General features: G+C 72.3%; 27 protein-coding genes. 15 read left to right on the forward strand and 12 right to left on the reverse strand.

All coding sequences use genetic code 11. From position 1 onward, the window contains the following. Positions 1 to 277: 277 nt before the first annotated feature. Positions 278 to 1,255, reverse strand: a complete 978-nt coding sequence (locus ACIHAA_RS13120; protein WP_399816293.1) for a heavy metal transporter — start codon at positions 1,253 to 1,255, stop codon at positions 278 to 280. A 96-nt stretch (positions 1,256 to 1,351) separates the two neighbouring features. Here ACIHAA_RS13120 and dapE point away from each other — a divergent pair, with 96 nt between their 5' ends. Next, the gene (gene dapE / locus ACIHAA_RS13125) at positions 1,352 to 2,431 is read left to right on the forward strand and encodes a succinyl-diaminopimelate desuccinylase (RefSeq protein WP_399816295.1); all 1,080 of its coding nucleotides are present in this window, start codon (positions 1,352 to 1,354) and stop codon (positions 2,429 to 2,431) included. A 181-nt stretch (positions 2,432 to 2,612) separates the two neighbouring features. After that, positions 2,613 to 3,371: a TIGR00730 family Rossman fold protein gene (locus ACIHAA_RS13130; RefSeq protein WP_399816297.1), complete on the forward strand. Its 759-nt coding sequence runs from the start codon at positions 2,613 to 2,615 to the stop codon at positions 3,369 to 3,371. Positions 3,372 to 3,474: 103 nt separating this feature from the next. On the opposite strand, the gene folP is transcribed toward ACIHAA_RS13130, so the two are convergent. After that, the gene (gene folP, locus ACIHAA_RS13135) at positions 3,475 to 4,335 is read right to left on the reverse strand and encodes a dihydropteroate synthase (protein WP_399816298.1); all 861 of its coding nucleotides are present in this window, start codon (positions 4,333 to 4,335) and stop codon (positions 3,475 to 3,477) included. Positions 4,336 to 4,502: 167 nt separating this feature from the next. Between folP and ACIHAA_RS13140 the strand changes: the two genes are divergently transcribed. After that, on the forward strand, positions 4,503 to 4,850 hold the full coding sequence (locus tag ACIHAA_RS13140) for a DivIVA domain-containing protein (protein WP_399816300.1): 348 nt from the start codon (positions 4,503 to 4,505) through the stop codon (positions 4,848 to 4,850). After that, positions 4,847 to 5,428: a DNA-3-methyladenine glycosylase I gene (locus tag ACIHAA_RS13145; protein WP_399816302.1), complete on the forward strand. Its 582-nt coding sequence runs from the start codon at positions 4,847 to 4,849 to the stop codon at positions 5,426 to 5,428. Before ACIHAA_RS13140 ends, ACIHAA_RS13145 begins: the two co-directional genes overlap by 4 nt. A gap of 62 nt (positions 5,429 to 5,490) precedes the next feature. Here the strand turns inward: ACIHAA_RS13145 and ACIHAA_RS13150 are convergent, their stop codons facing one another. Next, on the reverse strand, positions 5,491 to 6,294 hold the full coding sequence (locus ACIHAA_RS13150; RefSeq protein ID WP_399816304.1) for an enoyl-CoA hydratase/isomerase family protein: 804 nt from the start codon (positions 6,292 to 6,294) through the stop codon (positions 5,491 to 5,493). A 372-nt stretch (positions 6,295 to 6,666) separates the two neighbouring features. On the opposite strand from ACIHAA_RS13150, the gene ACIHAA_RS13155 reads away from it, so the two are divergent. Continuing rightward, positions 6,667 to 6,834: a DUF3117 domain-containing protein gene (locus tag ACIHAA_RS13155; protein ID WP_003966491.1), complete on the forward strand. Its 168-nt coding sequence runs from the start codon at positions 6,667 to 6,669 to the stop codon at positions 6,832 to 6,834. A gap of 139 nt (positions 6,835 to 6,973) precedes the next feature. Here ACIHAA_RS13155 and ACIHAA_RS13160 read toward each other — a convergent pair whose 3' ends face one another. After that, positions 6,974 to 7,768 carry an O-methyltransferase gene (locus tag ACIHAA_RS13160; protein WP_399816306.1) on the reverse strand — a complete coding sequence of 265 codons (795 nt, stop codon included), beginning with the start codon at positions 7,766 to 7,768 and terminating at the stop codon, positions 6,974 to 6,976. A gap of 57 nt (positions 7,769 to 7,825) precedes the next feature. Here ACIHAA_RS13160 and sigE point away from each other — a divergent pair, with 57 nt between their 5' ends. The 4 genes from sigE to ACIHAA_RS13180 all read left to right on the forward strand — a co-directional run bounded on the left by sigE (position 7,826) and on the right by ACIHAA_RS13180 (position 11,245). Further along, the gene (gene sigE, locus ACIHAA_RS13165) at positions 7,826 to 8,596 is read left to right on the forward strand and encodes an RNA polymerase sigma factor SigE (protein WP_399816308.1); all 771 of its coding nucleotides are present in this window, start codon (positions 7,826 to 7,828) and stop codon (positions 8,594 to 8,596) included. After that, positions 8,593 to 9,588, forward strand: a complete 996-nt coding sequence (locus ACIHAA_RS13170) for a zf-HC2 domain-containing protein (protein WP_399816309.1) — start codon at positions 8,593 to 8,595, stop codon at positions 9,586 to 9,588. The genes sigE and ACIHAA_RS13170 overlap by 4 nt, the downstream gene beginning before the upstream one ends. A 283-nt stretch (positions 9,589 to 9,871) precedes the next feature. Beyond that, positions 9,872 to 10,330, forward strand: a complete 459-nt coding sequence (locus ACIHAA_RS13175; RefSeq protein ID WP_399816310.1) for a sec-independent translocase — start codon at positions 9,872 to 9,874, stop codon at positions 10,328 to 10,330. A gap of 252 nt (positions 10,331 to 10,582) precedes the next feature. Next, a complete protein-coding gene (locus ACIHAA_RS13180) occupies positions 10,583 to 11,245 on the forward strand; it encodes a hypothetical protein (protein ID WP_399816312.1) in 663 nt (220 codons plus the stop codon). Positions 11,246 to 11,336: 91 nt separating this feature from the next. Here the strand turns inward: ACIHAA_RS13180 and ACIHAA_RS13185 are convergent, their stop codons facing one another. From ACIHAA_RS13185 to ACIHAA_RS13195, 3 genes are read right to left on the reverse strand one after another with little or no spacing between them, the layout of a single operon-like run. After that, positions 11,337 to 12,470 carry an Mrp/NBP35 family ATP-binding protein gene (locus tag ACIHAA_RS13185; protein ID WP_399816314.1) on the reverse strand — a complete coding sequence of 378 codons (1,134 nt, stop codon included), beginning with the start codon at positions 12,468 to 12,470 and terminating at the stop codon, positions 11,337 to 11,339. 44 nt (positions 12,471 to 12,514) lie between these two features. Next, a complete protein-coding gene (locus ACIHAA_RS13190) occupies positions 12,515 to 13,093 on the reverse strand; it encodes a DUF1003 domain-containing protein (protein ID WP_399816316.1) in 579 nt (192 codons plus the stop codon). After that, entirely contained in the window at positions 13,083 to 14,363 is a 1,281-nt protein-coding gene (locus ACIHAA_RS13195) for a magnesium transporter MgtE N-terminal domain-containing protein (protein WP_399816318.1), read from the reverse strand. Before ACIHAA_RS13195 ends, ACIHAA_RS13190 begins: the two co-directional genes overlap by 11 nt. Before the next feature lie 175 nt (positions 14,364 to 14,538). Here ACIHAA_RS13195 and ACIHAA_RS13200 point away from each other — a divergent pair, with 175 nt between their 5' ends. Beyond that, positions 14,539 to 15,291, forward strand: coding sequence for a hypothetical protein (locus ACIHAA_RS13200; protein WP_399816320.1), 753 nt, complete (start codon positions 14,539 to 14,541; stop codon positions 15,289 to 15,291). Between the two features lie 161 nt (positions 15,292 to 15,452). On the opposite strand, the gene ACIHAA_RS13205 is transcribed toward ACIHAA_RS13200, so the two are convergent. Further along, on the reverse strand, positions 15,453 to 15,983 hold the full coding sequence (locus ACIHAA_RS13205; RefSeq protein WP_399816322.1) for a hypothetical protein: 531 nt from the start codon (positions 15,981 to 15,983) through the stop codon (positions 15,453 to 15,455). 34 nt (positions 15,984 to 16,017) lie between these two features. Next, the gene (locus tag ACIHAA_RS13210) at positions 16,018 to 17,133 is read right to left on the reverse strand and encodes a magnesium and cobalt transport protein CorA (protein WP_399816323.1); all 1,116 of its coding nucleotides are present in this window, start codon (positions 17,131 to 17,133) and stop codon (positions 16,018 to 16,020) included. Positions 17,134 to 17,670: 537 nt separating this feature from the next. Here ACIHAA_RS13210 and ACIHAA_RS13215 point away from each other — a divergent pair. After that, positions 17,671 to 18,267 carry a suppressor of fused domain protein gene (locus tag ACIHAA_RS13215; RefSeq protein ID WP_399816325.1) on the forward strand — a complete coding sequence of 199 codons (597 nt, stop codon included), beginning with the start codon at positions 17,671 to 17,673 and terminating at the stop codon, positions 18,265 to 18,267. Positions 18,268 to 18,402: 135 nt separating this feature from the next. Here the strand turns inward: ACIHAA_RS13215 and ACIHAA_RS13220 are convergent, their stop codons facing one another. Then, a complete protein-coding gene (locus ACIHAA_RS13220; RefSeq protein WP_399816327.1) occupies positions 18,403 to 19,668 on the reverse strand; it encodes an MFS transporter in 1,266 nt (421 codons plus the stop codon). Positions 19,669 to 19,848: 180 nt separating this feature from the next. On the opposite strand from ACIHAA_RS13220, the gene ACIHAA_RS13225 reads away from it, so the two are divergent. From ACIHAA_RS13225 to ACIHAA_RS13235, 3 genes are all read left to right on the forward strand, one after another. Then, complete coding sequence (locus tag ACIHAA_RS13225; RefSeq protein WP_399816328.1) at positions 19,849 to 20,490, forward strand: DUF6758 family protein; 642 nt, start codon at positions 19,849 to 19,851, stop codon at positions 20,488 to 20,490. A gap of 285 nt (positions 20,491 to 20,775) precedes the next feature. Next, positions 20,776 to 21,684, forward strand: a complete 909-nt coding sequence (locus tag ACIHAA_RS13230; protein ID WP_399816330.1) for a PHP domain-containing protein — start codon at positions 20,776 to 20,778, stop codon at positions 21,682 to 21,684. A 164-nt stretch (positions 21,685 to 21,848) separates the two neighbouring features. Continuing rightward, complete coding sequence (locus tag ACIHAA_RS13235; protein ID WP_399816332.1) at positions 21,849 to 22,454, forward strand: MarC family protein; 606 nt, start codon at positions 21,849 to 21,851, stop codon at positions 22,452 to 22,454. A gap of 124 nt (positions 22,455 to 22,578) precedes the next feature. On the opposite strand, the gene ACIHAA_RS13240 is transcribed toward ACIHAA_RS13235, so the two are convergent. Beyond that, complete coding sequence (locus ACIHAA_RS13240) at positions 22,579 to 22,731, reverse strand: hypothetical protein (RefSeq protein ID WP_399816334.1); 153 nt, start codon at positions 22,729 to 22,731, stop codon at positions 22,579 to 22,581. 286 nt (positions 22,732 to 23,017) lie between these two features. Between ACIHAA_RS13240 and ACIHAA_RS13245 the strand changes: the two genes are divergently transcribed. Continuing rightward, positions 23,018 to 23,914 carry an NYN domain-containing protein gene (locus ACIHAA_RS13245; RefSeq protein ID WP_399816336.1) on the forward strand — a complete coding sequence of 299 codons (897 nt, stop codon included), beginning with the start codon at positions 23,018 to 23,020 and terminating at the stop codon, positions 23,912 to 23,914. A gap of 25 nt (positions 23,915 to 23,939) precedes the next feature. On the opposite strand, the gene ACIHAA_RS13250 is transcribed toward ACIHAA_RS13245, so the two are convergent. Beyond that, positions 23,940 to 24,809, reverse strand: a complete 870-nt coding sequence (locus ACIHAA_RS13250; RefSeq protein ID WP_399816338.1) for an alpha/beta fold hydrolase — start codon at positions 24,807 to 24,809, stop codon at positions 23,940 to 23,942. Between the last annotated feature and the right edge of the window lie 151 nt (positions 24,810 to 24,960).

Consider the following 24,960-nt stretch of genomic DNA (forward strand, 5'->3'; position numbering starts at 1 on the left):
CGGCCGGGAGGCCGCCCGGCCGGGAGGTCGCCCGGGCGGCACGTGTCGCCCGGGCCGCTCCGGCCACGAAGCCGTTTGGCCCGCCTGGCCGGGAAGTTGCCCGACCCGCCTGGCCGGGAAGCCGTTTGGCCCGCCTCGCCGGGAAGTCACCTGGCCGGGAGGGCGCCCGCGCCCGCGAGCCGCCTTCCGCCCCGTCGAGCCGCCCCCCCCCGCCCGCAGATCAGCTTTCCGTTCGCCGAGCCGCCTCGCGCCCATTGCCGCCCGCGTAAGCGAGTTGCTAGTCGCCGACGACTATGCGGACCCGGTCCTCCGTCGTCGTCGGGTCCTCCGGGCCGGAGCCGTCGGCGACCCGGCGCCACTCGTTGGCGAAGCCGCCGCGCGACCACTCGCGGCCGTCGAAGGAGACGCGCGCGATGTGCAGCGCCGAGGCGTTGGCCACCGCCCAGTGCGCCAGCTCCCAGCCGCGCTCCCGGGCGGTGCCCGCGGCGGTCGACTTGCGCGGCACCGGGATCGTCAGCGCGTCCGGGGCCGACCGCACGGGGACCGTGGCCGTGGGGGAGGGGCGGGACGGGGCGCGGGGGTCCAGCTCGGCGCCCGCGGTCTGGAGCACATCCCGCCCGAAGTCCCGCACCAGCGCGGCCCGTACCGCGTCCGGACCGCCGGTGGCGGCCGTGGCCGGACGGCCCTGGCAGGTCAGGGCGGCCGCCGACCGCCCGGTCAGCGCGGCGGCGAGCAGGGTGGCGTCCGGCTCGTGCTTGGCGTAGGCCTCCGGATAGCCGCTGCGCTGCACGCGCTGCGCGGCGACGGTCAGCGGCAGCCGGGTGTAGTCCGGGACCTTGGCCAGGTGGTCGTAGAACATGGACGCGGCGTACGTCGGGTCCATGATCTGCTTCTGGGTGCCCCAGCCCTGGGACGGGCGCTGCTGGAACAGGCCCAGCGAATCCCGGTCCCCGTGCTCGATGTTGCGCAGGCCCGACTCCTGGAGCGCCGTCGCCAGCGCGATGGTCACCGCGCGCTCGGGCAGCCCGCGCGTGGTGCCGACGGCGGAGATGGTCGCCGCGTTGACCGCCTGCTCGGGCGTGAACGCGTACGACTCCCCGTCGCTCGTGCCGGAGACCACCCGGCAGCTCGGCGTTCCCGGGCCCGTGAGGTACTGGACGGCGAGATAGCCCGCGACGGAGAGCAGGACCACCAGGGCCGCCCCGAAACGGAGGAGACGGCCACGGCGCTTGGGGGTGGGGGGCGGCTCTGACACGCGTACAAGGTACTGGAGGGCCCCACAAGCGGAGCCCGGGGCTGTGGACAACCGGAGCCCAAGGCGGCCCCGGTGCGGCACGCTAGGGTCGGTTCCATGGCCGATTCCCCGCTTGACCTCACACTGGACGCCGCCCGTCTCACCGCGCGGCTCGTCGACTTCCCCTCCGAAAGCGGAACCGAGAAGCCGCTTGCGGACGCCATCGAGACGGCGCTGCGCAGGCTGCCACATCTGAGGGTCGAGCGGTACGGCAACAACGTGGTGGCCCGCACGGACCTCGGGCGCCCCGAGCGGGTCGTCCTGGCCGGTCACATCGACACCGTCCCCATCGCCGGCAACGTGCCCTCCCGTCTGGACGAGGACGGGGTGCTGTGGGGATGCGGCACCTGCGACATGAAGTCGGGCGTCGCGGTCCAGCTGCGCATCGCGGCGACCGTCCCCGAGCCCAACCGGGACCTCACCTTCGTCTTCTACGACAACGAGGAGGTCGAGGCACATCTGAACGGTCTGCGGCATGTGGCCGAGGCCCACCCGGAGTGGCTGGAGGCCGACTTCGCGGTGCTGCTCGAACCCTCCGACGGCCAGGTCGAGGGCGGCTGCCAGGGCACCCTGCGGGTCCAGCTGCGGACCGAGGGGGAGCGTGCGCACTCGGCGCGCGGCTGGATGGGCTCCAACGCGATCCACGCGGCGGCCCCGATCCTGGCCCGGCTGGCCGCCTACGAGCCGCGGTACCCGGTGATCGACGGCCTGGAGTACCGGGAGGGCCTGAACGCGGTGGGCATCTCGGGCGGGGTCGCCGGGAACGTCATCCCCGACGAGTGTGTGGTCACGGTCAACTTCCGCTATGCGCCGGACCGGACCGAGGAGGAGGCCGTCGCGCACGTCCGCGAGGTGTTCGCGGACTGCGGTGTGGCGGAGTTCACCGTCACGGACCACAGCGGCGGGGCGCTGCCCGGGCTCTCCCACCCGGCCGCGGCCGCGTTCATCGAGGCCGTCGGCGGCACCCCGCAGCCCAAGTACGGCTGGACCGACGTCTCCCGCTTCAGCGCACTCGGCGTCCCGGCCGTCAACTACGGCCCCGGCAATCCGCACTTGGCCCACAAGCGGGACGAACGCGTGGAAACCGCCAAGATCCTCGCCGGGGAGGAGCGGCTGCGGGCCTGGCTGACGTCCTGACCGGCGGCGGCCGTGCGGACGGGCGGCCCGTGGCGGCCATGCACACGTCCCCCGTCCTTCACCTGGCTGGATCTACGCTGGGGTCGAACGACCTTCTCCGGCCTCCGGGCCCCCGGCTCCCGGCCCCGTCCGGGCCGGGAGCCCGGCGGGCGGGGGAGGCCCCGATGCGGAGGGAGCGCAGATGCCCACTGGCAACCCCCAGGGCAAGAAGGTGCCGCCGGACGAGCAGCGGCTCGGTCCCGTGCTGCGCAGGCGGGACCAGGTGACGAAGAGCACCACGGACCAGCGGCTGCTGGACGCGGGCGGTCCCTCGGACTGGGTCCACACGGACCCCTGGCGTGTGCTGCGTATTCAGTCGGAGTTCATCGAGGGCTTCGGCACCCTGGCCGAACTGCCCCCGGCCATCAGTGTGTTCGGCTCCGCGCGCACGCCCGTGGACTCGCCCGAGTACGAGGCGGGCGTACGGCTGGGCCGCGGCCTGGTGGAGGCGGGCTGGGCCGTGATCACGGGCGGCGGCCCGGGCGCGATGGAGGCGGCCAACAAGGGCGCCTGCGAGGCGAAGGGGATCTCGGTCGGCCTCGGCATCGAGCTGCCCTTCGAGCAGGGGCTGAACCCCTATGTCGACATCGGCCTGAACTTCCGCTACTTCTTCGTCCGGAAGATGATGTTCGTCAAGTACGCGCAGGGCTTCGTGGTCCTGCCCGGCGGCCTCGGCACCCTGGACGAGCTGTTCGAGGCCCTCACCCTGGTCCAGACCCAGAAGGTGACCCGCTTCCCGATCGTCCTCTACGGCACCTCGTACTGGGGCGGCCTGGTGGACTGGCTGAAGGGCACCCTGGTCGCCGAGGGCAAGGCCGCGGAGAAGGATCTGCTGCTGTTCCATCTGACGGACGACGTGGAGGAGGCGGTGGCGCTGGTCTCCAAGGAGGCAGGCCGCTAGGTGTGCTGTCCCGCCCTGCGGCGGTACGGCGCCCGGTGACCGCTCCCGGGCTCCGTACCGTCGGCCGCAGTCCGTACGCGGCGCAGGCCGTACGCGGCGGGGGCTACGCCAGACCGCGCCGCGCCACCGCGGGCGGCCGGTGCCCGGCGATCGACGCCACCATGTCCAGCACCTGGCGCGTCTCCGCCACCTCGTGCACCCGGTACACCTGCGCGCCCAGCCACGCCGACACCGCCGTGGTCGCCAGGGTCCCGAGCACCCTCTCCTTCACCGGCCGGTCCAGGGTCTCGCCCACGAAGTCCTTGTTGGACAGCGACACCAGCACCGGCCAGCCCGTGGCCACCATCTCGTCCAGCCGACGCGTCGCCTCCAGGCTGTGCCGGGTGTTCTTGCCGAAGTCGTGCCCCGGATCGATCAGTACCGACTCGCGGGGCACCCCGAGGGCCACCACCCGCTCGGCGAGCCCCAGCGTCACCTTCAGGATGTCCGCCATGACGTCGTCGTAGGCCACCCGGTGCGGACGGGTCCTCGGCCGGGCACCGCCCGCGTGGGTGCACACCAGGCCCACCCGGTGGTGTGCCGCGACCTCCGCGAGCCGGGGATCGACCCCGCCCCAGGCGTCGTTCAGCAGATCCGCGCCCGCCTCGCAGACGGCCTCCCCGACCTCGTGCCGCCAGGTGTCCACGCTGATCACCACGTCGGGGAAGCGGCGCCGCACCTCGGCGACGAAACCGACCGTGCGCCGGGCTTCCTCCTCGGCCGTGACCTCTTCCCCCGGCCCCGCCTTGACCCCGCCGATGTCGATGATCTCGGCTCCCTCCGCCACCGCCCGCTCCACCCGCGCCAGGGCGGGCTCGTCCCGGAAGGTGGCCCCCTGGTCGTAGAAGGAGTCCGGGGTCCGGTTCACGATCGCCATGATCACCGGCTCGTGCGTGCCGAATTGCCGCCTGCCCAGTCTGAGCATCCGCTGACCTCTCCCGGTACGTCCGTTCCCTGACCGCCTGCGAGCCTCATTGTCGGTGTCGCATGGCACGATCGGACCCGGACACATTCGACAGCTGCACTTCTCGACAGGTGCACTTCCGCGTCGGCGCTCCTTCCGCGCCGGCACCGAGCGTGGGGACCTCGCTGATGCTCATGTTCTTGTTCCTGGTCGTCGCGCTCGCCGTCGTGGTTGCCGCGGTGACACTCGCCGTGGTGGGCGGCGGCGAGAGCGCGCCCCTGCCGGAGGCGGCGCCCGAGCGGTTCGACGACCCGCTGCCGCCGGACCGCCCGGTGGCCCGCGCGGACGTCGACGCCCTGCGCTTCCCGCTCGCCCTGCGGGGGTACCGCATGGGGGAGGTCGACGACGCGCTCGGCCGGCTCGGCGCCGAGATCTCCGAGCGGGACGCCCGCATCGCCGACCTGGAGTCGGCGCTCGCCGGGGCCCGCGCGGCGGGCCGGGGCCCCGAGGACCCGGCCGAGGGGGAGAAGCAGTGAGCGGTGCGGCCGCGGCAGGACCGGACGGCGTGCTGCGCTGCCCCTGGGCCCTGTCCGCCGAGGAGTACGTGGCCTACCACGACGAGGAGTGGGGCCGCCCGGTCCACGGCGACGACGCGCTGTACGAGCGGCTCAGCCTGGAGGCCTTCCAGTCGGGGCTGTCGTGGATCACGATCCTGCGGCGCCGGGAGGGCTTCCGGGCCGCCTTCGCCGACTTCCGGATCGCCAAGGTGGCCGCCTTCACCGACGCCGACCAGGAGCGCCTGCTCGCCGACGCGGGCATCATCCGCAACCGCGCCAAGATCGAGGCCACCCTCGCCAACGCCCGTCTGCTCGCCGAGTGGGCGCCCGGCGAGCTGGACGGGCTGATCTGGTCCCACGCCCCCGACCGGGCCTCCCGACCCGCCCCCCGGACCCTGGCCGACGTCCCGGCGGTCACCGCCGAGTCGACGGCCCTGTCCAAGGCGCTCAAGAAGCGCGGCATCCGCTTCGTCGGGCCAACCACGGCGTATGCGCTGATGCAGGCGTGCGGCCTGGTCGACGACCATCTGGCCGACTGCGCCGCCCGCGGCCGCTGAGGCCGAGCCGCAGCGCCGCCCGCGGCCGCTATACGGGCCGCCCGGGCTTCGCGCGGCTTCCCTCAGCGGCCCAGGTAGACCGGCTTCTCCTTGTTGACGAACGCCTGTACGGCGATCCGGTGGTCCTGCGAGGCCCCGGCCCGGCTCTGGAGTTCGTCCTCCTTCTCCAGGGACTCGTCCAGGGAGTGGGAGAGCCCGTAGGCCAGGGACTCCTTCAGCGCCGCGTACGCCAGGGTCGGCCCCTCGGCCAGCGCGCGGGCGGTCCGCTCGGCCTCGGCACGCAGCCCGGCCGCCGGGACCAGCCGGTTGGCGATCCCCCATTCGAGCGCCTGCTCGGCACTGATGCTGCGCGGGAAGAGCAGCAGATCGGTGGCGCGGGAGGTGCCGACGGCCCGCGGCAGGGTCCAGGAGATCCCCGAGTCCGCGGTCAGGGCGACGCCCGCGAAGGAGGTGTTGAAGGAGGCCGTGTCGGCGACGACGCGGTAGTCCGCGGCCAGCGCGAAACCGAGACCGGCGCCTGCCGCGACCCCGTTCACGGCCGCGACCACCGGCTTCGCCGCCCCCGTCAGCGCCCGCACGATCGGGTTGTAGTGCTCCCGGACGGTGCTCATCACCCCGGCGTCGGAGCCCGCGTCCTGCGCCTGGAGCAGCCCGATGTGCTCCTTGAGGTCCTGGCCCACGCAGAACGCCCGGTCCCCGGCCGCGGTGAGCAGGACCGCGCGTACTGCCCCGTCGGCCGCCGCCGCCTCGGCCGCGTCCCGCAGCGCGACCTTGGCGTGGATGTTCATCGCGTTCATCGCCTCGGGACGGTTCAGCGTGATCGTCGCGAGGCCGTCGCTCACCTCGTAGAGCACGGTGTCGGCCATGGTGGTCCCCTCCGGTGTCGCGGTGCCGTCGTACCGGCCGGTACGTCCGGTGTCCGAGGGACAGCATGGCGGAGTTCGCCCGTCCCGGACCGGGCCGCACATGTGACCTGCGTCAAACAAAGTCCACCCGGATCCGGTCGCCGGACCTCCGTGCAGGGGCGCAGTATCACAGCCGCATCGCCGTATTGAGTGGTTTTGGTCGGGCGTGTTGCCCAAGCGATGCGGACTGATGTTGGTCATCGGGTCCTGAGATGCGGGATAATGGCTGGGAAGCAATGTGTTCGATGCCGGTGTCGCGTCCCCCTGAGGGGTGCGTGCCCTTCCAAGGGGCCGTCGGCTGACGTTGAGCTGGTTTCAGGAAGGGGAACGAGCATGGCGGCCATGAAGCCGCGGACGGGTGACGGCCCGCTCGAGGTGACCAAGGAGGGGCGGGGCATCGTCATGCGCGTTCCGCTCGAAGGCGGCGGTCGGCTCGTCGTCGAGCTGACCCCGGACGAGGCCGACGCGCTCGGCGACGCCCTCAAGAAGGTCGTCGGCTGACGCCCAAGCGACCCCGGAATTCCTGCTGCCCCGGCACCGCGTACGCGGTGCCGGGGACTGCTTTTCCGGGCCCGGCCCGCCGTCGGCGCGCCCTCCGGCCCGGCGTTCCCCCACGGCATCCCGCCCGCACTGTCCGGCCTCAGCGTTTGACCGCGCACAGCAGCCCGTCACCCACCGGGAGCAGTGAGGACACCAGCTCCTGGCTCTCGCGGACGGCGCGCAGCAGTTCCCGCAGCCGCAGGACCTCGGTGGGCTGCGGTCCCGAGTCCACCGTGCGGCCCTGGGCGAAGGCGCCCTCGAAGACCACGAGACCGCCGGGCCGCAGCAGGCGCAACGATTCAGCGAGGTAGTCGAGCACCTCCTGCCGGTCACCGTCGCAGAAGACGAGGTCGTAACCGGCGTCCGCGAGCCGGGGCAGCACCTCCAGGGCGCGGCCCGGGATGAAGCGGGCCCGGTTGCTGGCGAAGCCGGAGGCGCGGAACGCCTGACGGGCGAACTGCTGGTGCTCCGGCTCCTGGTCCACCGTGGTGAGCACCCCGTCCGGGCGCATGCCGTGCAGCAGATGGATCCCGGAGACACCGCAGCCCGTACCGATCTCCGCAACCGCTTTCGCGTCCGCGGCGGCGGCGAGCAACCGCAGCGCGGCGCCCGCGCCGGGGGTCACCGAGCGCAGCCCCGCGTCATGGGCCCGGTCACGGGCCCAGAGCAGTGCTTCGTCCTCGGCGACATAGGCGTCGGCGAACGCCCAGCTCGTCTGCCGGTTGCCGGTAATGACCCTCTCCTGTCCCCGCGATTGCCTGGGCGTGACTGTATCCGTTGACCCCGGGAACCCGCAGATGGGACCAGGCGTTTGGAAGGGTGGGAAGGACCGCGGGGACAGGACGGGGGACGACCGGTGGGTCTGGCGGCCGAGCAAGTGCTGACGCAGCCGCATCAGCGCACATCAAATTCTCGTAAAACCGCTTATCCGGAGCTAACGGGCGAGGTGGCTATGGTAGGGGCTCCACTGGACACCACCAGAGCCGACAGGGGAGGTGCGGCTGCGCCTGTGGATCGGAGAGGGGTGCTGCGGCGCCTTCTCAGGCCGTCGGGTGAGCCGAAATCCGTGACCGACATCGCTGACACGCACCACGCTGACGACACCGCGCAGACCGCGACCTTCGCCGCCGACGCGGACTCGCAGGCGTGGACTCCGCCCACCTGGGAGGAGATTGTCAGCACGCACAGCGGCCGGGTCTACCGGCTGGCGTACCGCCTGACCGGAAACCAGCACGACGCCGAGGACCTCACCCAGGAGGTCTTCGTCCGTGTCTTCCGCTCCCTGTCGACCTACACCCCCGGCACCTTCGAGGGCTGGCTGCACCGGATCACCACCAACCTCTTCCTGGACATGGTCCGCCGCAAGCAGCGCATCCGCTTCGACGCGCTCGGCGAGGACGCCGCCGAGCGGCTGGCCAGCCGGGAGCCCAGCCCGCAGCAGGTCTTCAACGACGCGCACTTCGACGCGGACGTCCAGCAGGCCCTGGACACCCTCGCGCCCGAGTTCCGCGCCGCGGTGGTCCTGTGCGACATCGAGGGCCTGTCCTACGAGGAGATCGCCGCGACCCTGGGCGTCAAGCTCGGCACGGTCCGGTCGCGTATCCACCGCGGACGCTCCCAGCTGCGCAAGGCCCTGGCGCACCGTTCGCCCGAGGCCCGGGCCGAGCGGCGCACCTTCGTCGCCCCGGTGCCCGCGCTGGGGGGAGGGGGCGCGGCCGCGTGAGTGGATCCCGTCGCCCCACACCGGCAGAGCAGCACCTGGGAGACCGCCTCTCCGCCCTCGTGGACGGAGAGCTGGGTCATGACAGCCGCGAACGTGTGCTGGCGCACCTGGCCACCTGCACCAAGTGCAAGGCCGAGGCCGACGCCCAGCGACGGCTGAAGAACGTCTTCGCGGAGGCGGCCCCGCCGCCGCCCTCCGAGAGCTTCCTCGCCCGCCTCCAGGGCCTGTCCGGCCTGTCGGAGGGAGGCGACGGCGGCGGCTCACCGTTCGGCGGGGGTGGTTTCGGCAGAAGAGTCCCGTCGGCCGCCGGACTGCCCCCTGCGCCCGACGTCTTCGGGGCGCGCGGTGAGTCCTTCGCCTACGTCCCCGCGGGCCCGCACGCCACCGCGCTGACCCCTTCCGAGGGCCGGGCGCTGTCCGGGGACCCCGGGTTCCGTGTCCATCCCGTCGGCCGCCAGGAGGCCGAGCGGTCGCCGTGGCGCGGGCGGAGGTTCGCGTTCGCCGCCGCGGGCGCGGTCTCGCTGGCCGCGATCGCGCTCGGCGGGGTCTCGACGGGCGTTCCGGTGAGCGGTGGCGCGGAGGCGCGCGGTCCGGGCGGCGGAAGCAACGTGACCCCCCTGCGCTCGCCCGGCGCGGGCGGTACGACGACGCCCGACGCCCAGCGGCGGCGGCCGGCCGGACCTCTGCTCGCCCAGCGGCTGTCCGGCCAGTCACCCGCCGTCTCCGCAGCGGCCACGGCCCCGCTGCTGCCCGGGGGAGCCTCCCCGCAGCCGCGGGACGCCTCGGAGATCCGCGCCCTGACGGCTCCCGTGCTGGCCGGGGCCGCGGCGATGTCCCCGCTGATACGCCCGCTCACCGAGAGCACGCCCCTCACCCCGGCCTCCCCCTGGTCGGCCGCCCCGGTGATCAAGCCGCCGAGGCTTCTGCTGGCTCCGCTGCCGTCCCCGTCCGGGGGCGCTTCCGGCTCCGGGCTGCCGCCCTTCGCCCACTGAGAGCGGGCCGCCCCGCGCGCACCGCACCGGCCGACGTCCGGGGCGGTGCGCGTGTGCGTGACGGGTTCCGCCGGGGCGGCAACCGGCGCCAAGCGCCAGGAACGCGGACGAAAACCGCCCCACACGGCAAACAACGCGGAAAACCCGACGTGTACACGCGATCCGGAAGCCTGGGACAGTACCGGTCGGGCGGGAACGCCGGGTACCGTGGATCCGGCCCGGACCACGGAAGACCCGCCAGACCACAAGGGCCGCGGACCGAGGACCTCGCAAGGAGCTTCAGGTGTTCAATGACATAGGACCGCTCGAGCTGCTGACGCTCGTCGTCCTCGCGGTGCTCGTCTTCGGCCCGGACAAACTCCCGAAGATGATCCAGGACGTCTCCCGCACCATCCGCAAGATCCGCGAGTTCTCGGAGAGCGCCAAGCAGGACATCCGCAGCGAGCTGGGTCCGGAGTTCAAGGACTTCGACTTCGAGGACCTCAACCCCAAGACGTTCATCCGCAAGCAGCTGGACGGCGACGAGCTGGGCCTCAAGGAGATCCGCAACGGCTTCGACCTGAAGAAGGAGATGGCCGAGATCACGGACGCGGTGAACGGCCGCGAGTCCGAATCGTCGTCGTCACCGTCGTCCGCGCCCTCTTCGTCCTCCCCGGCCCTGGGCGGCACCGTCGACATGACCAAGAAGCCCGAGACCCCGGGTCCCGCGGGGCCTCCGCCGTTCGACGCGGACGCCACCTGACCTCCCGCTGACCCCTTCCGTGGCCGCGGCCGGCCGGGTGGCACGGCCGCCCCGGCGTGACCCGGGCGCTACGCCCTTCGGCGCGCGAGCGGCCGTATTGCGACGGCCAAGAGGCCGTATGCGCCGGGCGTTTCCCTGCGCTTCGGACCGCTGTGGCTATGCTGCCCAGTTGTTGTGCGGACCTGTGGGAGCGAGGACGCCCGTGGGGGGCGGGCCGCTCGGTCCGATGAGAGCGAGGAGGCGTCCGGGCAGATGGAGACGACGAGTCGGGTGGGCGCGCAGACGTCCGCCGCGGAGGGCGGAGCACGGCTCCCCTTCGCCCGGGGCACGGTCGACGGCTACCAGCAGGCGCTGTTCCCCTGGTACGGCCTCGACGAGGCCTTCACGGGCCCCCGCTGGCTGATGCAGGTGGGCACCGCCGCGGACGGGGCCGTGGAACACGGATCGGTCGGGCACGGCGACGAGCCCTCCGTGCGGCACGAGGCCACCGAGGACAAGGAGCGGTTCGCGGTCGTGGTGACCGTCGCCGCCAACCCCGTGCGGCGCAGCGCGGACGGCACCGGACTGCTGGAGGCCACCTCGGTCTCCTCCGCCGCCTGGCTGGCCGGTATGGGCCTGCTGTCCTTCACCTGGCCCGGCCAGCTGGACCACAGCCTCCGGGACGACTGGCTGGACCAGCAGACCGAGACGGCCTGGGTGCTCGCGGACGATCTGGCCGGTCCGGACTGGTCCACCCTGTCGCTGCCGGTGGACGGGGTGCCGACGCAGTTCCACTACCGCGAGTCCGAGTACGGCTGGGTCCTCGCCGGGACCACCGGGGCCGGGGTGCACGTGGGGGCGTACGGCAGGGGCCTGAGCGCCTATGGACTGGGCTTCTCGATGATCAAGGACATCGGGGCCTACGTGGCCCCGTAGGCTCCGTAGGCCCCGCCGGGCTCGTGCCCCGGCGGATCTACGAAAAAGGGGGCGCCGTCACCATGACGGCGCCCCCTTCCCCGCAGGCCACCTAGAACTTGTTCCTCGGGGTGATCCCCAGCGACAGGCCCGCCAGGCCGCGCTGGCGGCCGCCGAGCTTGCCCGCGATCGCGCGCAGGGCCGAGCCCGCCACGGAGTCCGGGTCGGTCAGGACCACCGGCTTGCCCTCGTCGCCGCCCTCGCGCAGCCGGACGTCGATCGGGATGGAGCCGAGCACCGGCACCGTGGCGCCGGTGGTGCGGGTGAGGCCGTCGGCGACGAGCTGGCCGCCGCCCGTGCCGAAGACGTCGACCATCTCGCCGCAGTGCGGGCAGGGCAGCCCGGACATGTTCTCGACCACGCCCACGATCTTCTGGTGGGTCTGCACGGCGATGGAGCCCGCCCGCTCCGCCACCTCGGCGGCCGCCTGCTGCGGGGTGGTGACCACCAGGATCTCCGCGTTCGGCACCAGCTGGGCCACCGAGATCGCGATGTCGCCCGTGCCCGGCGGCAGGTCGAGCAGCAGCACGTCGAGGTCGCCCCAGTACACGTCCGCCAGGAACTGCTGGAGCGCGCGGTGCAGCATCGGGCCGCGCCAGACCACCGGTGCGTTGCCGGGGGTGAACATGCCGATCGAGATGACCTTCACCCCCTGGGCCTGGGGCGGCATGATCATGTTCTCGACCTGGGTGGGGCGGCCGTCCACGCCCAGCATGCGGGGCACGCTGTGGCCGTAGATGTCGGCGTCCACGACACCGACCTTCAGACCGTCGGCCGCCATCGCCGCGGCCAGGTTGACCGTCACGGAGGACTTGCCGACGCCGCCCTTGCCGGAGGCCACCGCGTACACCCGGGTGAGGGAGCCCGGCTTGGCGAAGGGGACCTCGCGCTCGGTCTGGCCGCCGCGCAGCGCGGTCGCCAGCTCACGGCGCTGCTCGTCGCTCATCACATCGAGGGTGACGTCGACCCGGGTGACCCCGTCGACCCGGGAGACCGCCTCGGTGACGCGCTGGGTGATCGTGTCGCGCATGGGGCAGCCGGAGACCGTCAGGTACACGGTGACCGCGACCGCTCCGTCCGCGCCGATCTCCACCGATTTGACCATCCCCAGTTCGGTGATGGGTCGCTGGATCTCGGGGTCGTTCACCGTCGCCAGTGCCTCGCGCACCGCGTCTTCCGTAGCCATAACCACGATGGTACGGCGCCCGGAGGGGGCCCGGGAAAGCCCCGTCAGCGGTCGTCTGTGTCACGTCCCCGGCCGCGCTCCGCCGGGAATACAACGGCCCCGTCGGGCCTTCGGTAACCCTCCAGCTCCCTCATCAGGTCCTGGAGTTCGGAGCGGATCCAGTCGCGGGTGGCCACTTCGCCCAGTCCGGTGCGCAGCGCGGCCACCTCCCGGGTCAGATACTCGGTGTCCGCGATCGACCGCTCGTTCTGCTTGCGGTCCTGTTCGAGGTTGACCCGGTCGCGGTCGTCCTGGCGGTTCTGCGCCAGCAGGATCAGCGGGGCCGCGTAGGAGGCCTGGAGGGACAGCATCAGGGTCAGGAAGATGAAGGGGTAGGGGTCGAAGCGCAGATGGCGCGGTGCGGTGATGTTCCACACCAGCCAGAGGATGATGACGACCGTCATCCAGACGATGAACCGCCCGGTCCCCAGGAAGCGGGCGATCCGCTCCGACAGCCGTCCGAAGGCCTCCGGGTCCCACTCCGGCAGCATCCGGTGGCGGCGGGGCTGCGGCTGGTCGAGCCGGGTGCGGGCGCGGGTGGCGGCGGTGGCGCCCGCGGGGGTCTTCTCGCGGTCAGGTGCCATGCGGGGCCCCCTCGTCGCCCAGGTCGAACTCCGCCTCGCGCCAGTCGTCGGGCAGCATGTGGTCCAGTACGTCGTCCACGGTGACCGCCCCGAGGAGCGAGCCGGACTCGTCGACCACGGGCGCCGCGACCATGTCGTAGGTCGCGAAGAACCCGGCCACCACGGGCAGCGCCGCGTCCGGGGACAGGGCCTGGAGATCGTCGTCGAGGAGCGCGCTGACCAGGGTGTACGGCGGGTCGCGCAGCAGCCGCTGGAAGTGCACGGTCCCCAGGTACTTGCCGGTGGGCGTCTCGTCCGGCGGACGGCACACGTACACCTGGGCGGCGAGAGCGGGGGACAGGTCCGCGTTGCGGACCCGGGCGAGCGCGTCGGCGACGGTCGCGTCGGGCCGCAGCACCACCGGCTCGGTGGTCATCAGGCCGCCCGCGGTCTTCTCCTCGTAGGCCATCAGACGGCGCATGTCGGCGGCGTCGTCGGGCTGCATCAGGCCCAGCAGCCGTTCCTTCTCGTCCTCGGGCAGCTCGGCGAGCAGATCGGCGGCGTCGTCCGGGTCCATGGCCTCCAGGACGTCCGCGGCGCGTTCCTTCTGGAGCTTGCCGAGGATCTCGATCTGATCGTCCTCGGGCAGCTGTTCGAGGACATCGGCGAGCCGGTCGTCGTCGAGGGCCGCGGCGACCTCGGCACGGCGCTTGGCCGACAGATGGTGCAGCACATTGGCCAGGTCGGCGGGGCGCAGTTGTTCGAAGGTGGCGAGCAGGCTCTCGGCGCCCTGCCCGTGCTCCTCCAGGGAGAAGCCGGTGACGGCGGACCACTCGACCGTGAGGGTCTCGCCCTTGCTGCGCCGGAACGCCCCGCCCTTCCCTTTGCGCACGAAGACCTTGTCGACCTCCCACTCCCGGCGCGCGGGCAGCTGCTGCACCGAGAGGTCGAGCACGGTGACCTGCTCCCCGGTCTCCACGATCTTGACCCGGCGGTCCAGCAGCTCCCCGAAGACGAGCCGCTCGGTGGGCCGCTGCTCGAAGCGGCGCACATTCAGCACGCCGGTGGTGATGACCTGGCCGGACTCGATGCCGGTCACCCGGGTCATGGGCAGGAAGATACGTCGGCGGGTGGTCAGTTCGACCACCAGTCCGAGCAGTCGCGGGGGGCGCCGCCCCACCCGCAGCATGACGACGAGGTCGCGCACCCGGCCCACCTGGTCGCCGTTGGGGTCGAAGACGGCGACATCGGCCAGGTGCGAGACGAAGATGCGAGAGGCGCCAGCCGCCATGCCCGCCGCCTCCTGTTCATGCCGGTCTATCCGTTCAGGTGGGCTTCAGGCTAGTCCGTCCCGGTGCCGTACGCCTTGGCGAGCGGGGCGGACGGACTGACTCCGGCGGGTCCGCCGGGCACCGGTACTCTGCGGTACGCCGACGAGGACATCCGCACGAGAGGCAGCCCCATCCGTGACTGCATTCCCCCCGCGCCGCACCCGCAGGGCCGCCCTGGTGAGCGCCGTGTGCGCGCTGGTCGTGACGGGAGCGGCGGCGCTCTCGGGGTGCAGCGAGGACCCGGACGCGGGCACCAACGGGGTGGGAAAGCTGCCGCCCGACACCATCCAGACCCGGACCCGCACGGCGGCGAAGTCGGCCCCGGCGGTGCGGCTGTCGGGGACCGTCGTCAGCAGCGGCGCCACCTACACCCTGGACATGCGGCTGAAGGGGGACGGCGGCACCGGTTCGGTCACCTCGAAGAACGGCACCTTCCGGCTGCTGCGGGTGGGCGAGCACCTGTTCCTCAAGGCCGACGCCGGCTTCTGGAGCCGGGTGGGCGGCAAGGGCGGCGCGGGATCCACGGCCGCCGCGGACAAGCTCGACGGGAAGTACGTCAAGGTGCCGGCCGGGGACCCGGCCTACCAGCGCTTCAGCGGCTTCACCGACAAGGGTGTGCTGCTCGACGGCCTGCTCGCGCTGCACGGCACGCTCGGCACGGACGGCCACCACGAGCAGAACGGCGTCCGCACGATCCGGATCGAGGGCGACAAGGGGTCCGGCGGCACCCTGGACGTCTCCCTGGAGGGCACCCCCTACCCGCTGCTCCTGGTGCGCGCGGGCAACGCGGGGACGCTGCGCCTGTCGGACTGGGGAAAGGACTTCGCGCTCCAGGAGCCGCCGAAGCAGGAGACGGTGGACTACGGGGAGCAGTTGCCGTCGTCCTAGCTGCCCTGGTCGTCCGGTCGGCCTGGTCGTCCGGTCGCCCTGGCCGTCCCGGTCGTCCAGTCGTCCCGGTCGTCCAGACGGCCCGGTCGTCCTGGGGGACGGGCCGTCCGCGCGAGCGGCCGGGAGGGGCAGCCGTCGGTCAGCGGCGCTTGCGGCGCGGGTCAGCGGCGCTTGCGGCGCAGCAGGCGTGGCAGGGCCGCCGGGATCGGGTGGCGGGTGAGGGCCGGGCTCGGCGGCGGAGGCGCGGCCTGGGAGTCGGAGGGCAGCGGCAGCGTCGTGCCCAGCGGCTCCAGGCGCAGTACCCGGCACTCGCGGCGCCAGCGCTCCGGCATCGCCTCGCCGTCGGGGGCGTTCAGCCGCTTGCCCTTGAGCTCGGCGACCGTGCCCTCCCACTCCGGCGATCCGGGCGCCAGCTCCGTCACCCGGGCGGTCCAGCCGACGATCCGGCCGCCCTTGTCCTTGCTGCGGACGGTGACGACCGCGCCGCCCCCGTCGGCCAGGCCGGGCAGCGGCTGCTCGCCGGGGCCGTCGCCCACCACGCAGGCCGCGCCCTCGTGCCATACATGCCACAGCGCCTGGGCGGGCGCGGCCGCGGTGTGCGCGCCGGGGGAGGGCTCGGCCCGGACCCAGATCAGCCCGGACTTCTTCGTGGCCTCCTCGACGAGGGCCCGCTCCAGCAGCTCGCTTGTCATGCGGCCAGCCTAATTGCGCCCGGCCCAGGGGGGGTCACAGCCATCCGTTGCGCTTCAGCGTGCGGTGGATGCCGAGGCAGATGACCACCGTGATGCCCATGATCACGGGGTAGCCGTACCGCCAGTGCAGCTCGGGCATGTAGGTGAAGTTCATGCCGTACACACCGCACACCATCGTCGGTACGGCGATGATCGCGGCCCAGGCGGTGATCTTCCGCATGTCCTCGTTCTGCGCCACGGAGGCCTGCGCCAGGTTGGCCTGGAGGATCGAGTTGAGCAGCTCGTCGAAGCCGAGGACCTGCTCCTGCACCCGGGCGAGGTGGTCGGCGACATCGCGGAAGTACTTCTGGATGTCGGGGTCGATCAGCCGCATCGGCCGCTCGCTGAGCAGCTGCATGGGCCGCAGCAGCGGCGCCACGGCCCGCTTGAACTCCAGCACCTCGCGCTTGAGCTGGTAGATCCGGCTGGCGTCGGTGCCCCGGGGGGTGCCCTTGCGGCCGGGCGAGAACACCTCGGTCTCGACGTCGTCGATGTCGTCCTGGACCGCGTCGGCCACCGCGATGTACCCGTCGACGACATGGTCGGCGATCGCGTGCAGCACGGCCGAGGGGCCCTTGGCCAGCAGCTCGGGCTCGTCCTGGAGCCTGCGCCGCAGCTCCCGCAGCGACCCCTGGCCGCCGTGCCGGACGGTGATGAAGAAGTCCCGGCCGGTGAAGCACATGACCTCGCCGGTCTCCACGACCTCGCTGTTGGCGGTCAGCCGGTCGTGCTCGACGTAGTGGATGGTCTTGAAGACGGTGAAGAGGGAGTCGTCGTACCGCTCCAGCTTGGGGCGCTGGTGCGCCTGCACCGCGTCCTCCACCGCCAGCGGGTGCAGCCCGAAGTCACTGGCGATACCCGCGAATTCCGCGTCGGTGGGCTCGTGCAGTCCGATCCATACGAAGCCGCCGTCCCGGCGCACCAGCCGCATCGCCTCGTGCGGGGTCAGCCGGCCGGGGGTCTCGATCCGGACCCCGTCGCGGTAGACCGCGCAGTCGACGACGGCGGAGGGCGTCGCGGGGTCGCGCGTGGTGTCGTAGGCGCCGGTGTCCTTGCGCAGGGAGGGGCGGGACGGGCGGACCACCGCACGCAGATCGCGGATCATGGACATGGCAGGCTCCTTCGCGACGGGGAGCGGAGGCGCCGACGACGGGTGGAACTGCCCGGAATGGGGACGTCCTGACGGTCCGTCTCCTGCCTTTTCGGCAGGGGAGGTTTGGCACGTCCACAAAGCGGGGAGCACCGCACCGTCGCGGTGGCGGGCTTCGCTACGGGTACAGATCAGTCAGATCAGGTAAAGCGAAACGAAGTGCTCTTCCGCGGTGCACGAACGGATCCTCAGCGGATTCCCGGGGGATCCGCACGGAAACACGGCGCGCAGGTGAGGGGTGGCAGCCAGCCGGAGCAGCTACATCAGAGGCCGGAAGAGCGGGTGGTACTGCACGGTCGACTTCGATCCATGTCAGCCCCACCTCCTCCGGCCGGTCCCCGGTGAGGGACGGTCCATCTCCCCGTGGGGGAGTCTCATCGGTGCCGGGCTTCGATCCGACCGCTTCTGCGGGCTGCCCGAGCACCGGGCAAGAGTATCAGCAGACCGAAGTGTCAAGGCGCCGCTTTGCCCGTAGCTGACGAGTTCTATGCTCGCCGCATGGTTGATGTTCTCCCTCTGGTCGAGGCCCGGTTGCGGACCGCGCTCGGCGAACCGGACGCCCGTGCGGCGGTCACCTTCCTCGGCGCCGACCGCATCGAGGTGCTGCGTTTCCGGGAGGGCTCCGGGGAGGGAACCGTCCTGCGCTACGCCACCCTCGGCATGTCGGGACAGCCGATGGCGGACCCCGCCGCGCTGCTCGCCGACCCCGTCAAGGGCCCCCGGGCCGAACTGGTCCTCTCCGTCCGGGGCGGCCTCGCCGACACCGGCAAGGTGCTCCGCCCGCTCGCCGTCCTGGCGGCTTCCCCGCAGGTCGAGGGCGTGGTGGTGGCTCCCGGCGCCTCGCTGGACGTGGGCGGGCCGCTGTGGCCGGGCGCGCCGTTCACCTCGGTCCTGGTCGCCGAGTCCGGCGGTCTGGTCGAGGATCTGGAGCTGGACGCGCCCCTCGACCCCGTGCGGTTTCTGCCGCTGCTGCCGATGACTCCGAACGAGGCCGCCTGGAAGCGGGTGCACGGCGCCCAGGCGCTCCAGGAGCGCTGGCTGACGCACGGTACGGACCTCCGGGATCCCTCCCGGAGGTCCGTACCCCTGGACTGACGCGAGGGTGAGGGGGATCACCCGGGTCCAAGTCGCCCCCGCTGTCGGCCGGTTGGGCCCGGGCCGTGAGGGCCCGGGCCCAACCGGCGTCCGTCGGCGTCAGTCGGTGAAGGAGGCGGCCGGTGGCGGGCGGTGTCAGCCGGCGAAGACGCCGACCCCGTCCTCCGTGGCGTGGCGGGGCTGGAGCTCCTCCGCCTCGTGCACCAGCGCCTTGCGCCGCAGCAGGACCACCACGGCGCCCAGCAGCGCGGTGACCGCCGCCACCGCGAACGGCAGATGGATGTCGCTCCACTCCTCGATCTTCGGCGCAAGGTAGGGCGCGGCCGCGGCGGCGAACCACCGGACGAAGTTGTAGCCCGCGCTCGCCACCGGCCGGGGGGCGTCCGAGACCCCGAGAGCCAGTTCGGTGTAGACGGTGTTGTTCACGCCGATGAAGGCGCCGGACAGGATCGTGCAGACCACGGCGGTGGTGTGGTCCCCGTAGCCGAGCACGGCGACATCGGCCGCGAGCAGCACCAGGGAGCCGCCGAGCACCTTCAGCGAACCGAAGCGCCGCTGCATGCGCGGTGCCACGATCACCGAGAAGACGGCGAGCAGCAGCCCCCAGGCGAAGAACACGGCACCCGACTTGTACGGCGTCATGTTCAGTACGAACGGGGTGAAGGCCAGCACCGTGAAGAACGTGTAGTTGTAGAAGAAGGCGGAGGCGGCCACCGAGGCGAGGCCGCCGTGGCCGAGCGCCCGGACCGGGTCGAGCAGTGAGGTCTTCCGCGCGGGCCGGGGCTGCTCCTTCAGGAACGCCGTGATGCACAGGAAGCCGATCGCCATCAGGGTGGCCGTACCGAAGAACGGGTACCGCCAGCTCATGTTGCCGAGCAGCGCGCCCACCAGCGGGCCGCAGGCCATGCCGAGGCCGAGCGCGGATTCGTAGAGCAGGATCGCCGCGGCGCTGCCTCCGGCCGCCGCGCCCACGATCACGGCGAGTGCGGTGGAGACGAAGAGCGCGTTGCCGAGGCCCCAGCCCGCGCGGAAGCCGACCAGCTGGGCCACCGAGTGGGAGGTTCCGGCGAGGCCCGCGAAGACCACGACCAGGGCGAGGCCCGCCAGCAGGGTGCGGCGGCCGCCGATGCGGCTGGAGACGAAGCCGGTGACCAGCATCGCCACGGCGGTGATCAGGAAGTACGAGGTGAAGAGCAGGGAGACCTGGCTCGGTGTCGCCCGCAGGCCCTGCGCGATGGACGGCAGGATCGGGTCGACGAGTCCGATGCCCATGAAGGCGACGACGGACGCGCCCGCGGTCGCCCACACCGCCTTCGGCTGGCGCAGCAGCCCGCCGGTCCCCGTGTCGAACGGATCCGTCCCGGCCGCCGCCGTGGCGGATCCTTCCGTACCACTGCCCATGATGCCCTCGCAGTTCTCGGTTGAATGGTCGCCGAATGGTTGGCTTATACACATAATAAGTTAGCAGGGCTAATAGATGCAACCCGCACCTACTCTGCGCCGGTGGAACGACGCCGGGGCGCGCGCCGGACGGGTGATCGTCCTTGACGCGGCGCGGGACGGGGAGGACCGTGGGGCCCTATGAGGGGCGAACCCAGTTGCCCGAAGTGCGGTGGCCGGGTCAGGGCTCCCGGACTCTTCGCCGATGCCTGGCAGTGCGATGTGCATGGGAACGTGCATCCGCTCCAGCCTGTGATCCCGCCCAGCGTCGAGGCCCTCGGCGTGGTGGTGCACCGCGCCCGCGTCCCGGTGTGGATGCCCTGGCCGCTGCCGGTGGGCTGGCTGTTCACGGGGGTGGCCTACGCGGGCGACGACCGCAGCGGCGGCCGGGCCACGGCCGTGGCCTGCTCGGGCCCCGGGCCGCTCGGCGGGGTGGGCGAGCTGATCCTCGTGGCCGAGGAACTGGGCGTGGGCCTCGGCGCGCGCTACGCGGGCATCGACGGGCCCGACCCCGGCGCCTGCCTCAACGTTGAGAAGCCGCCCCAGGCCAAGGTGCTGGCCGCCGGACGCCCCACCCCGCTGTGGCATGTCTCGGGCGTCCCCGGCGACCGGGCGGTCTTCGCGGGCGAGGCGCGCGGCCTGTGGCTGTGGGCGGTCGTCTGGCCCGAGGAGACGGGCATGCTGATGTACGACGACCTGGTGCTGACCGATCTGCGCGACGCGGGCGCCGAGGTGGACCTGCTCCCGATCGGTGCGCTGTCGCCGCGCCTGATCAAGCCGTGAGTCCGGTCGGGCCGTGAGTTCGGTCGGGCCGTGAGTTCGGTCGGGCCGTGATCCTGGGTGGGTCGTGATCTCTGGGTGGGTCGTGGGTCGTGGGTCGCGGGCCGTGGGCCGGTGGGTCGTGGCTCCGGTTGGCCGTGACGCGCCGATGGAGCCGTGACGCTCAGGTCCGCCGGGGTGCCGGTGCGTAGGGGGCGGAGCCCGGCTGCGGCTGTGACAGGGGTGCCGGGAACTCCCGTTATCCTGGAGCGAACCCCTTCCGTCCCGTCACCGCCTGGAGTCCGTGTCGTGCGCATCGATCTGCACACCCACTCCACCGCGTCCGACGGCACGGACACCCCGGCCGAGCTGGTGCGCCGCGCCGCCGCCGAGGGGCTGGACGTCATCGCGCTCACCGACCACGACACCACCCGGGGCCACGCCGAGGCGGTCGCCGCGCTGCCCGAGGGGCTCACCCTCGTCACCGGCGCCGAGCTGTCCTGCCGGTGGAACGGCATCGGTGTGCACCTGCTGGCGTATCTCTTCGACCCGAGGGAACCCGAGCTGCTCGCCGAACGCGAGCTGGTCCGGGACGACCGGGTGCCGCGCGCCCACGCCATGATCGCCAAGCTGCGCGAGCTGGACGTGCCGATCACCTGGGACCAGGTGGCCCGGATCGCCGGGGACGGCTCGGTCGGGCGCCCGCACCTCGCCTCCGCCCTGGTCGAGCTGGGTGTGGTGGACAGCGTCTCGGACGCCTTCACCCCCGAGTGGCTCGCCGACGGCGGGCGGGCCCATGTGCAGAAGCACGAGACGGACCCCTTTGCCGCGATCCGGCTGGTCAAGGCCGCGGGCGGGGTCGCCGTCCTCGCCCACCCGGCGGCCGCCCGGCGCGGGCGCACCCTGCCGGAGTCCGCCGTCGCCGACCTCGCCGCCGCCGGTCTCGACGGCATCGAGGCGGACCACATGGACCACGAACCGGCCACCCGGGCGCGGCTGCGCGGCCTCGCGCGGGAACTGGGACTGCTCGCCACCGGCTCCTCCGACTACCACGGCAGCCGCAAGACCTGCGTGCTCGGCGAGTACACCACCGACCCCGAGGTGTACGGCGAGATCACCCGTCGGGCCACCGGGGCCTTCCCGGTCCCGGGCGCCGGCGGACCGAGCGGTACCCCGGACGGGGACGGCGTCACTCCCGGCGGACGCCGGAACGTCTAGCCCCGCACCCTTCTCCTCTCTCCCCCTCCACCCCCTGTTCCCGGAGGCACCCGGCCGCCCGCCGCCGTGCCCCCGCCCCACCGCGCCACCGGCGCGGCCACCGCCCCCAGCGGCCGCGGCACTCACCGCCGCGCGTTCGCTCCGTACCTCTGCGCAAGGCCCCCATGTTCGACGTCGCTGTCTTCGGTTCCCTCTTCCTCACCCTCTTCGTGATCATGGATCCCCCCGGGATCACCCCGATCTTCCTCGCGCTCACCGCGGGCAGGCCCGCCAAGGTGCAGAAGCGGATGGCCTTCCAGGCCGTCTGCGTGGCCGGTGGTGTCATAGCCGTCTTCGGGGTGCTCGGCCATCAGATCCTCAACTACCTCCATGTCTCCGTGCCCGCGCTGATGATCGCGGGCGGGCTGCTGCTTCTGCTCATCGCCCTCGACCTGCTCACCGGCAAGACGGACGAGCCGAAGCAGACCAAGGACGTCAATGTGGCGCTGGTACCGCTCGGTATGCCGCTGCTGGCGGGCCCGGGTGCGATCGTCTCGGTGATCCTCGCGGTCCAGAAGGCCGACAGCGTCACCACCCAGGTGTCGGTGTGGTCGGCGATCCTCGCGATCCATGTGGTGCTGTGGCTGGTGATGCGCTACTCGCTGCTGATCATCAAGGTGATCAAGGACGGCGGTGTGGTGCTGGTGACCCGGCTGGCGGGCATGATGCTCTCCGCGATCGCCGTGCAGCAGATCATCAATGGGATCACCCAGGTCATTCGCGGAAGCTGAACGGCCCGTACCCGGGGCCGGGGAACGCGGAAGCCCCGTACGGCGTGCTGCCGTACGGGGCTTCCGAAGTCTCAGACGGCCTTGCGCGGCCGGAGGCGGAGCGAGGTCGTGCCGATGGTGCGGATCATGAAGCGGTCGGGTCTGCCGGGCGGATCCAGAGGCGCTGCCCGATGGCGGCGGCCTGCTGAACGATCTGCTTGACGGAGGCGGCGTCCACGACGGTGGTGTCCACGGGCGTGCCGTCGATGTCGTCGAGTCGCATGATTTCGAAGCGCATAGGGCTTCTCCCTTCGTCTGGTCATCCTCCTGAGGAGAACTACTGGTCTGCGGAGCGTGGGGCCACAGTGCCCCCGTCCGTAGGAGTCAACGGGATGCGTGTTACAAACATTCCCTACGCTAAGGAAATTTTTCGAGTCGCTAATTACCGACCGGTAAGTCGGGGGTGTGACCGCTCAGATGCCGTACGCCTGCCCCGTCGAAGCGGAAGCAGACGGTCCGCCGCCCGTCGACACCGATCGGGACCAGTTGTGTTCGCAGCGTGACCACCGGGACAATGAAGGCATATGAACGACGACCTGGCGGCGCTCGGCGCCCGCATCGACCGTACGAACGAGCTGCTCCACCGCATGCTCGCCGAGGTGGCGAAGACGCCCTCCACCCACGCGATCTTCGTTGATGCGGGCTATCTCTACGCGGCAGCGGGGCGGCTCGTCGCCGGTACCGAGGACCGGCGGTCCTTCGACCTCGACGCCGAGGGGCTGATCGAGGCCTTCATCGACAAGGCGCGCTCCATCTTCGCGGACAGCCGCCTGCTCCGCGTCTACTGGTACGACGGCGCCCGGCGCCGTATCCACACGGCCGAACAGCAGTCCATCGCCGAACTCCCCGACGTCAAGGTGCGGCTCGGCAACCTCAACGCCAACAACCAGCAGAAGGGCGTCGACTCCCTCATCCGCACCGATCTGGAGTCCCTGGCCCGGCATCGAGCCATCAGCGACGCGGCCCTCATCGGCGGCGACGAGGACCTGGTGTCCGCGGTGGAGGCGGCCCAGGGGTACGGGGCACGGGTGCACCTGTGGGGGATCGAGGCCCCCGAGGGCCGCAACCAGGCGGAACCGCTGCTGTGGGAGGTCGACAGCCAGCGCACCCTGGAACTCGAATTCTTCAAGCCCTATGTGACCCGGCGCACGGCGGCGGCGTACGAGGCCACCTCCGCCGCCCGCCCCACCCGCGAGGACGTCCGCTTCGTGGGCGCGCAGATCGCGGCGAAGTGGCTGGTGGCGCGGGGACGGGAGACGCTGGCGGAGCTGCTGCCCGGGCACCCCTATCTGCCCGGCTCGGTCGACCAGGACCTCCTGGTGGAGGCGGAGGGCCTGTTGCAGTACTCGCTGCGCGGCCAGTCCGACCTGCGGCGCTCCCTGCGGGACGGCTTCTGGGAGCACTTGCAGGGGCAGTACTGACCGAAGGCTCGCCGGGGACCGCCCGCTAGGAGTACTGGTTCCAGAAGGCCGCGAGGGCCTCGGCGGTCGGCCCGGGGCGGTCCGTGTTGGGGGAGTGCTCGGCGTGCGGTACGACCGTGCGGCGGGCGCCCAGCCGGGCGGCCATGTCGTCCAGCAGGGGAATCGGCCAGGTGTCGTCGCGATCACCGGACAGCACATGCAGGGGCAGTCCCGCGGCGGCGAGTTCGGCCACCCGGTCGGGTTCCCCGCACAACTGGCGGCCCGTCGCCCGCAGCTGGGCGGGGCTGTTCGCGAGCCAGCGGCGGCGCAGGTCCTCTCCGTCGGCGAGCCCCTCGTCGATGTCCCCGCCGTCGGCCTCGCCGGGCGGCTCCATGGCCTGGATGGCGTCCCAGACCTGGGCCATGTCCATGAGGACGAGGGCGTCCCGCAACAGCTTCACCCGCTGCTGCTGCGGCTCGGAGATCTGCGCCGGGCCGGATGCCATGAGGGTGAGGGAGACGAACGGGGAGGCGTCGAGGAGGACGGCGGCCCGGGCGATCTGACCGCCGAGGGAGTGCCCGAGCAGATGGACGGGCGCACCGAGGGCACGTGCCTGCGCGAGCACGTCCCGGGCCAGCTCCTGCTGTGCGTACGGTGCTTCGTCGTCCCGGGGGCCGGGGGACTCGTACTGGCCCCGCCCGTCGACCGCGACCGTGCGGTACCCGGCCGCCGCGAGCAGGGGCTGCACCACGATGAAGTCCTCCTTGCTCCCGGTGAAACCGGGGAGCAGGAGGGCGGTCCCCCTCACCTGCGACGCCGTCGCCTCCGCGGTCAGCGCGGCGAACTCCCCGCGCTCCGTGGCGAGCATGTGCGCCCGGACACCGGGAGGCGGGACGAAGCTGGGGGGACGGCTCATGGGGGGAGGTTACCGGCCGGTCGGGTGCACGGGGAGGCGAGGGCGGGCGACCTCCGGTGTACGGCGGCGCCCCTACCGGTGCTGGGGCCAGGAACGCCGAGGGCCCGCCCCCGGTGTGGGGGCGGGCCCTCGGCGTTCACTCGGCTTCGGC

Origin of the sequence: Streptomyces sp. NPDC052040 (genome assembly GCF_044548405.1) — a bacterium.
GTDB lineage: Bacteria > Actinomycetota > Actinomycetes > Streptomycetales > Streptomycetaceae > Streptomyces.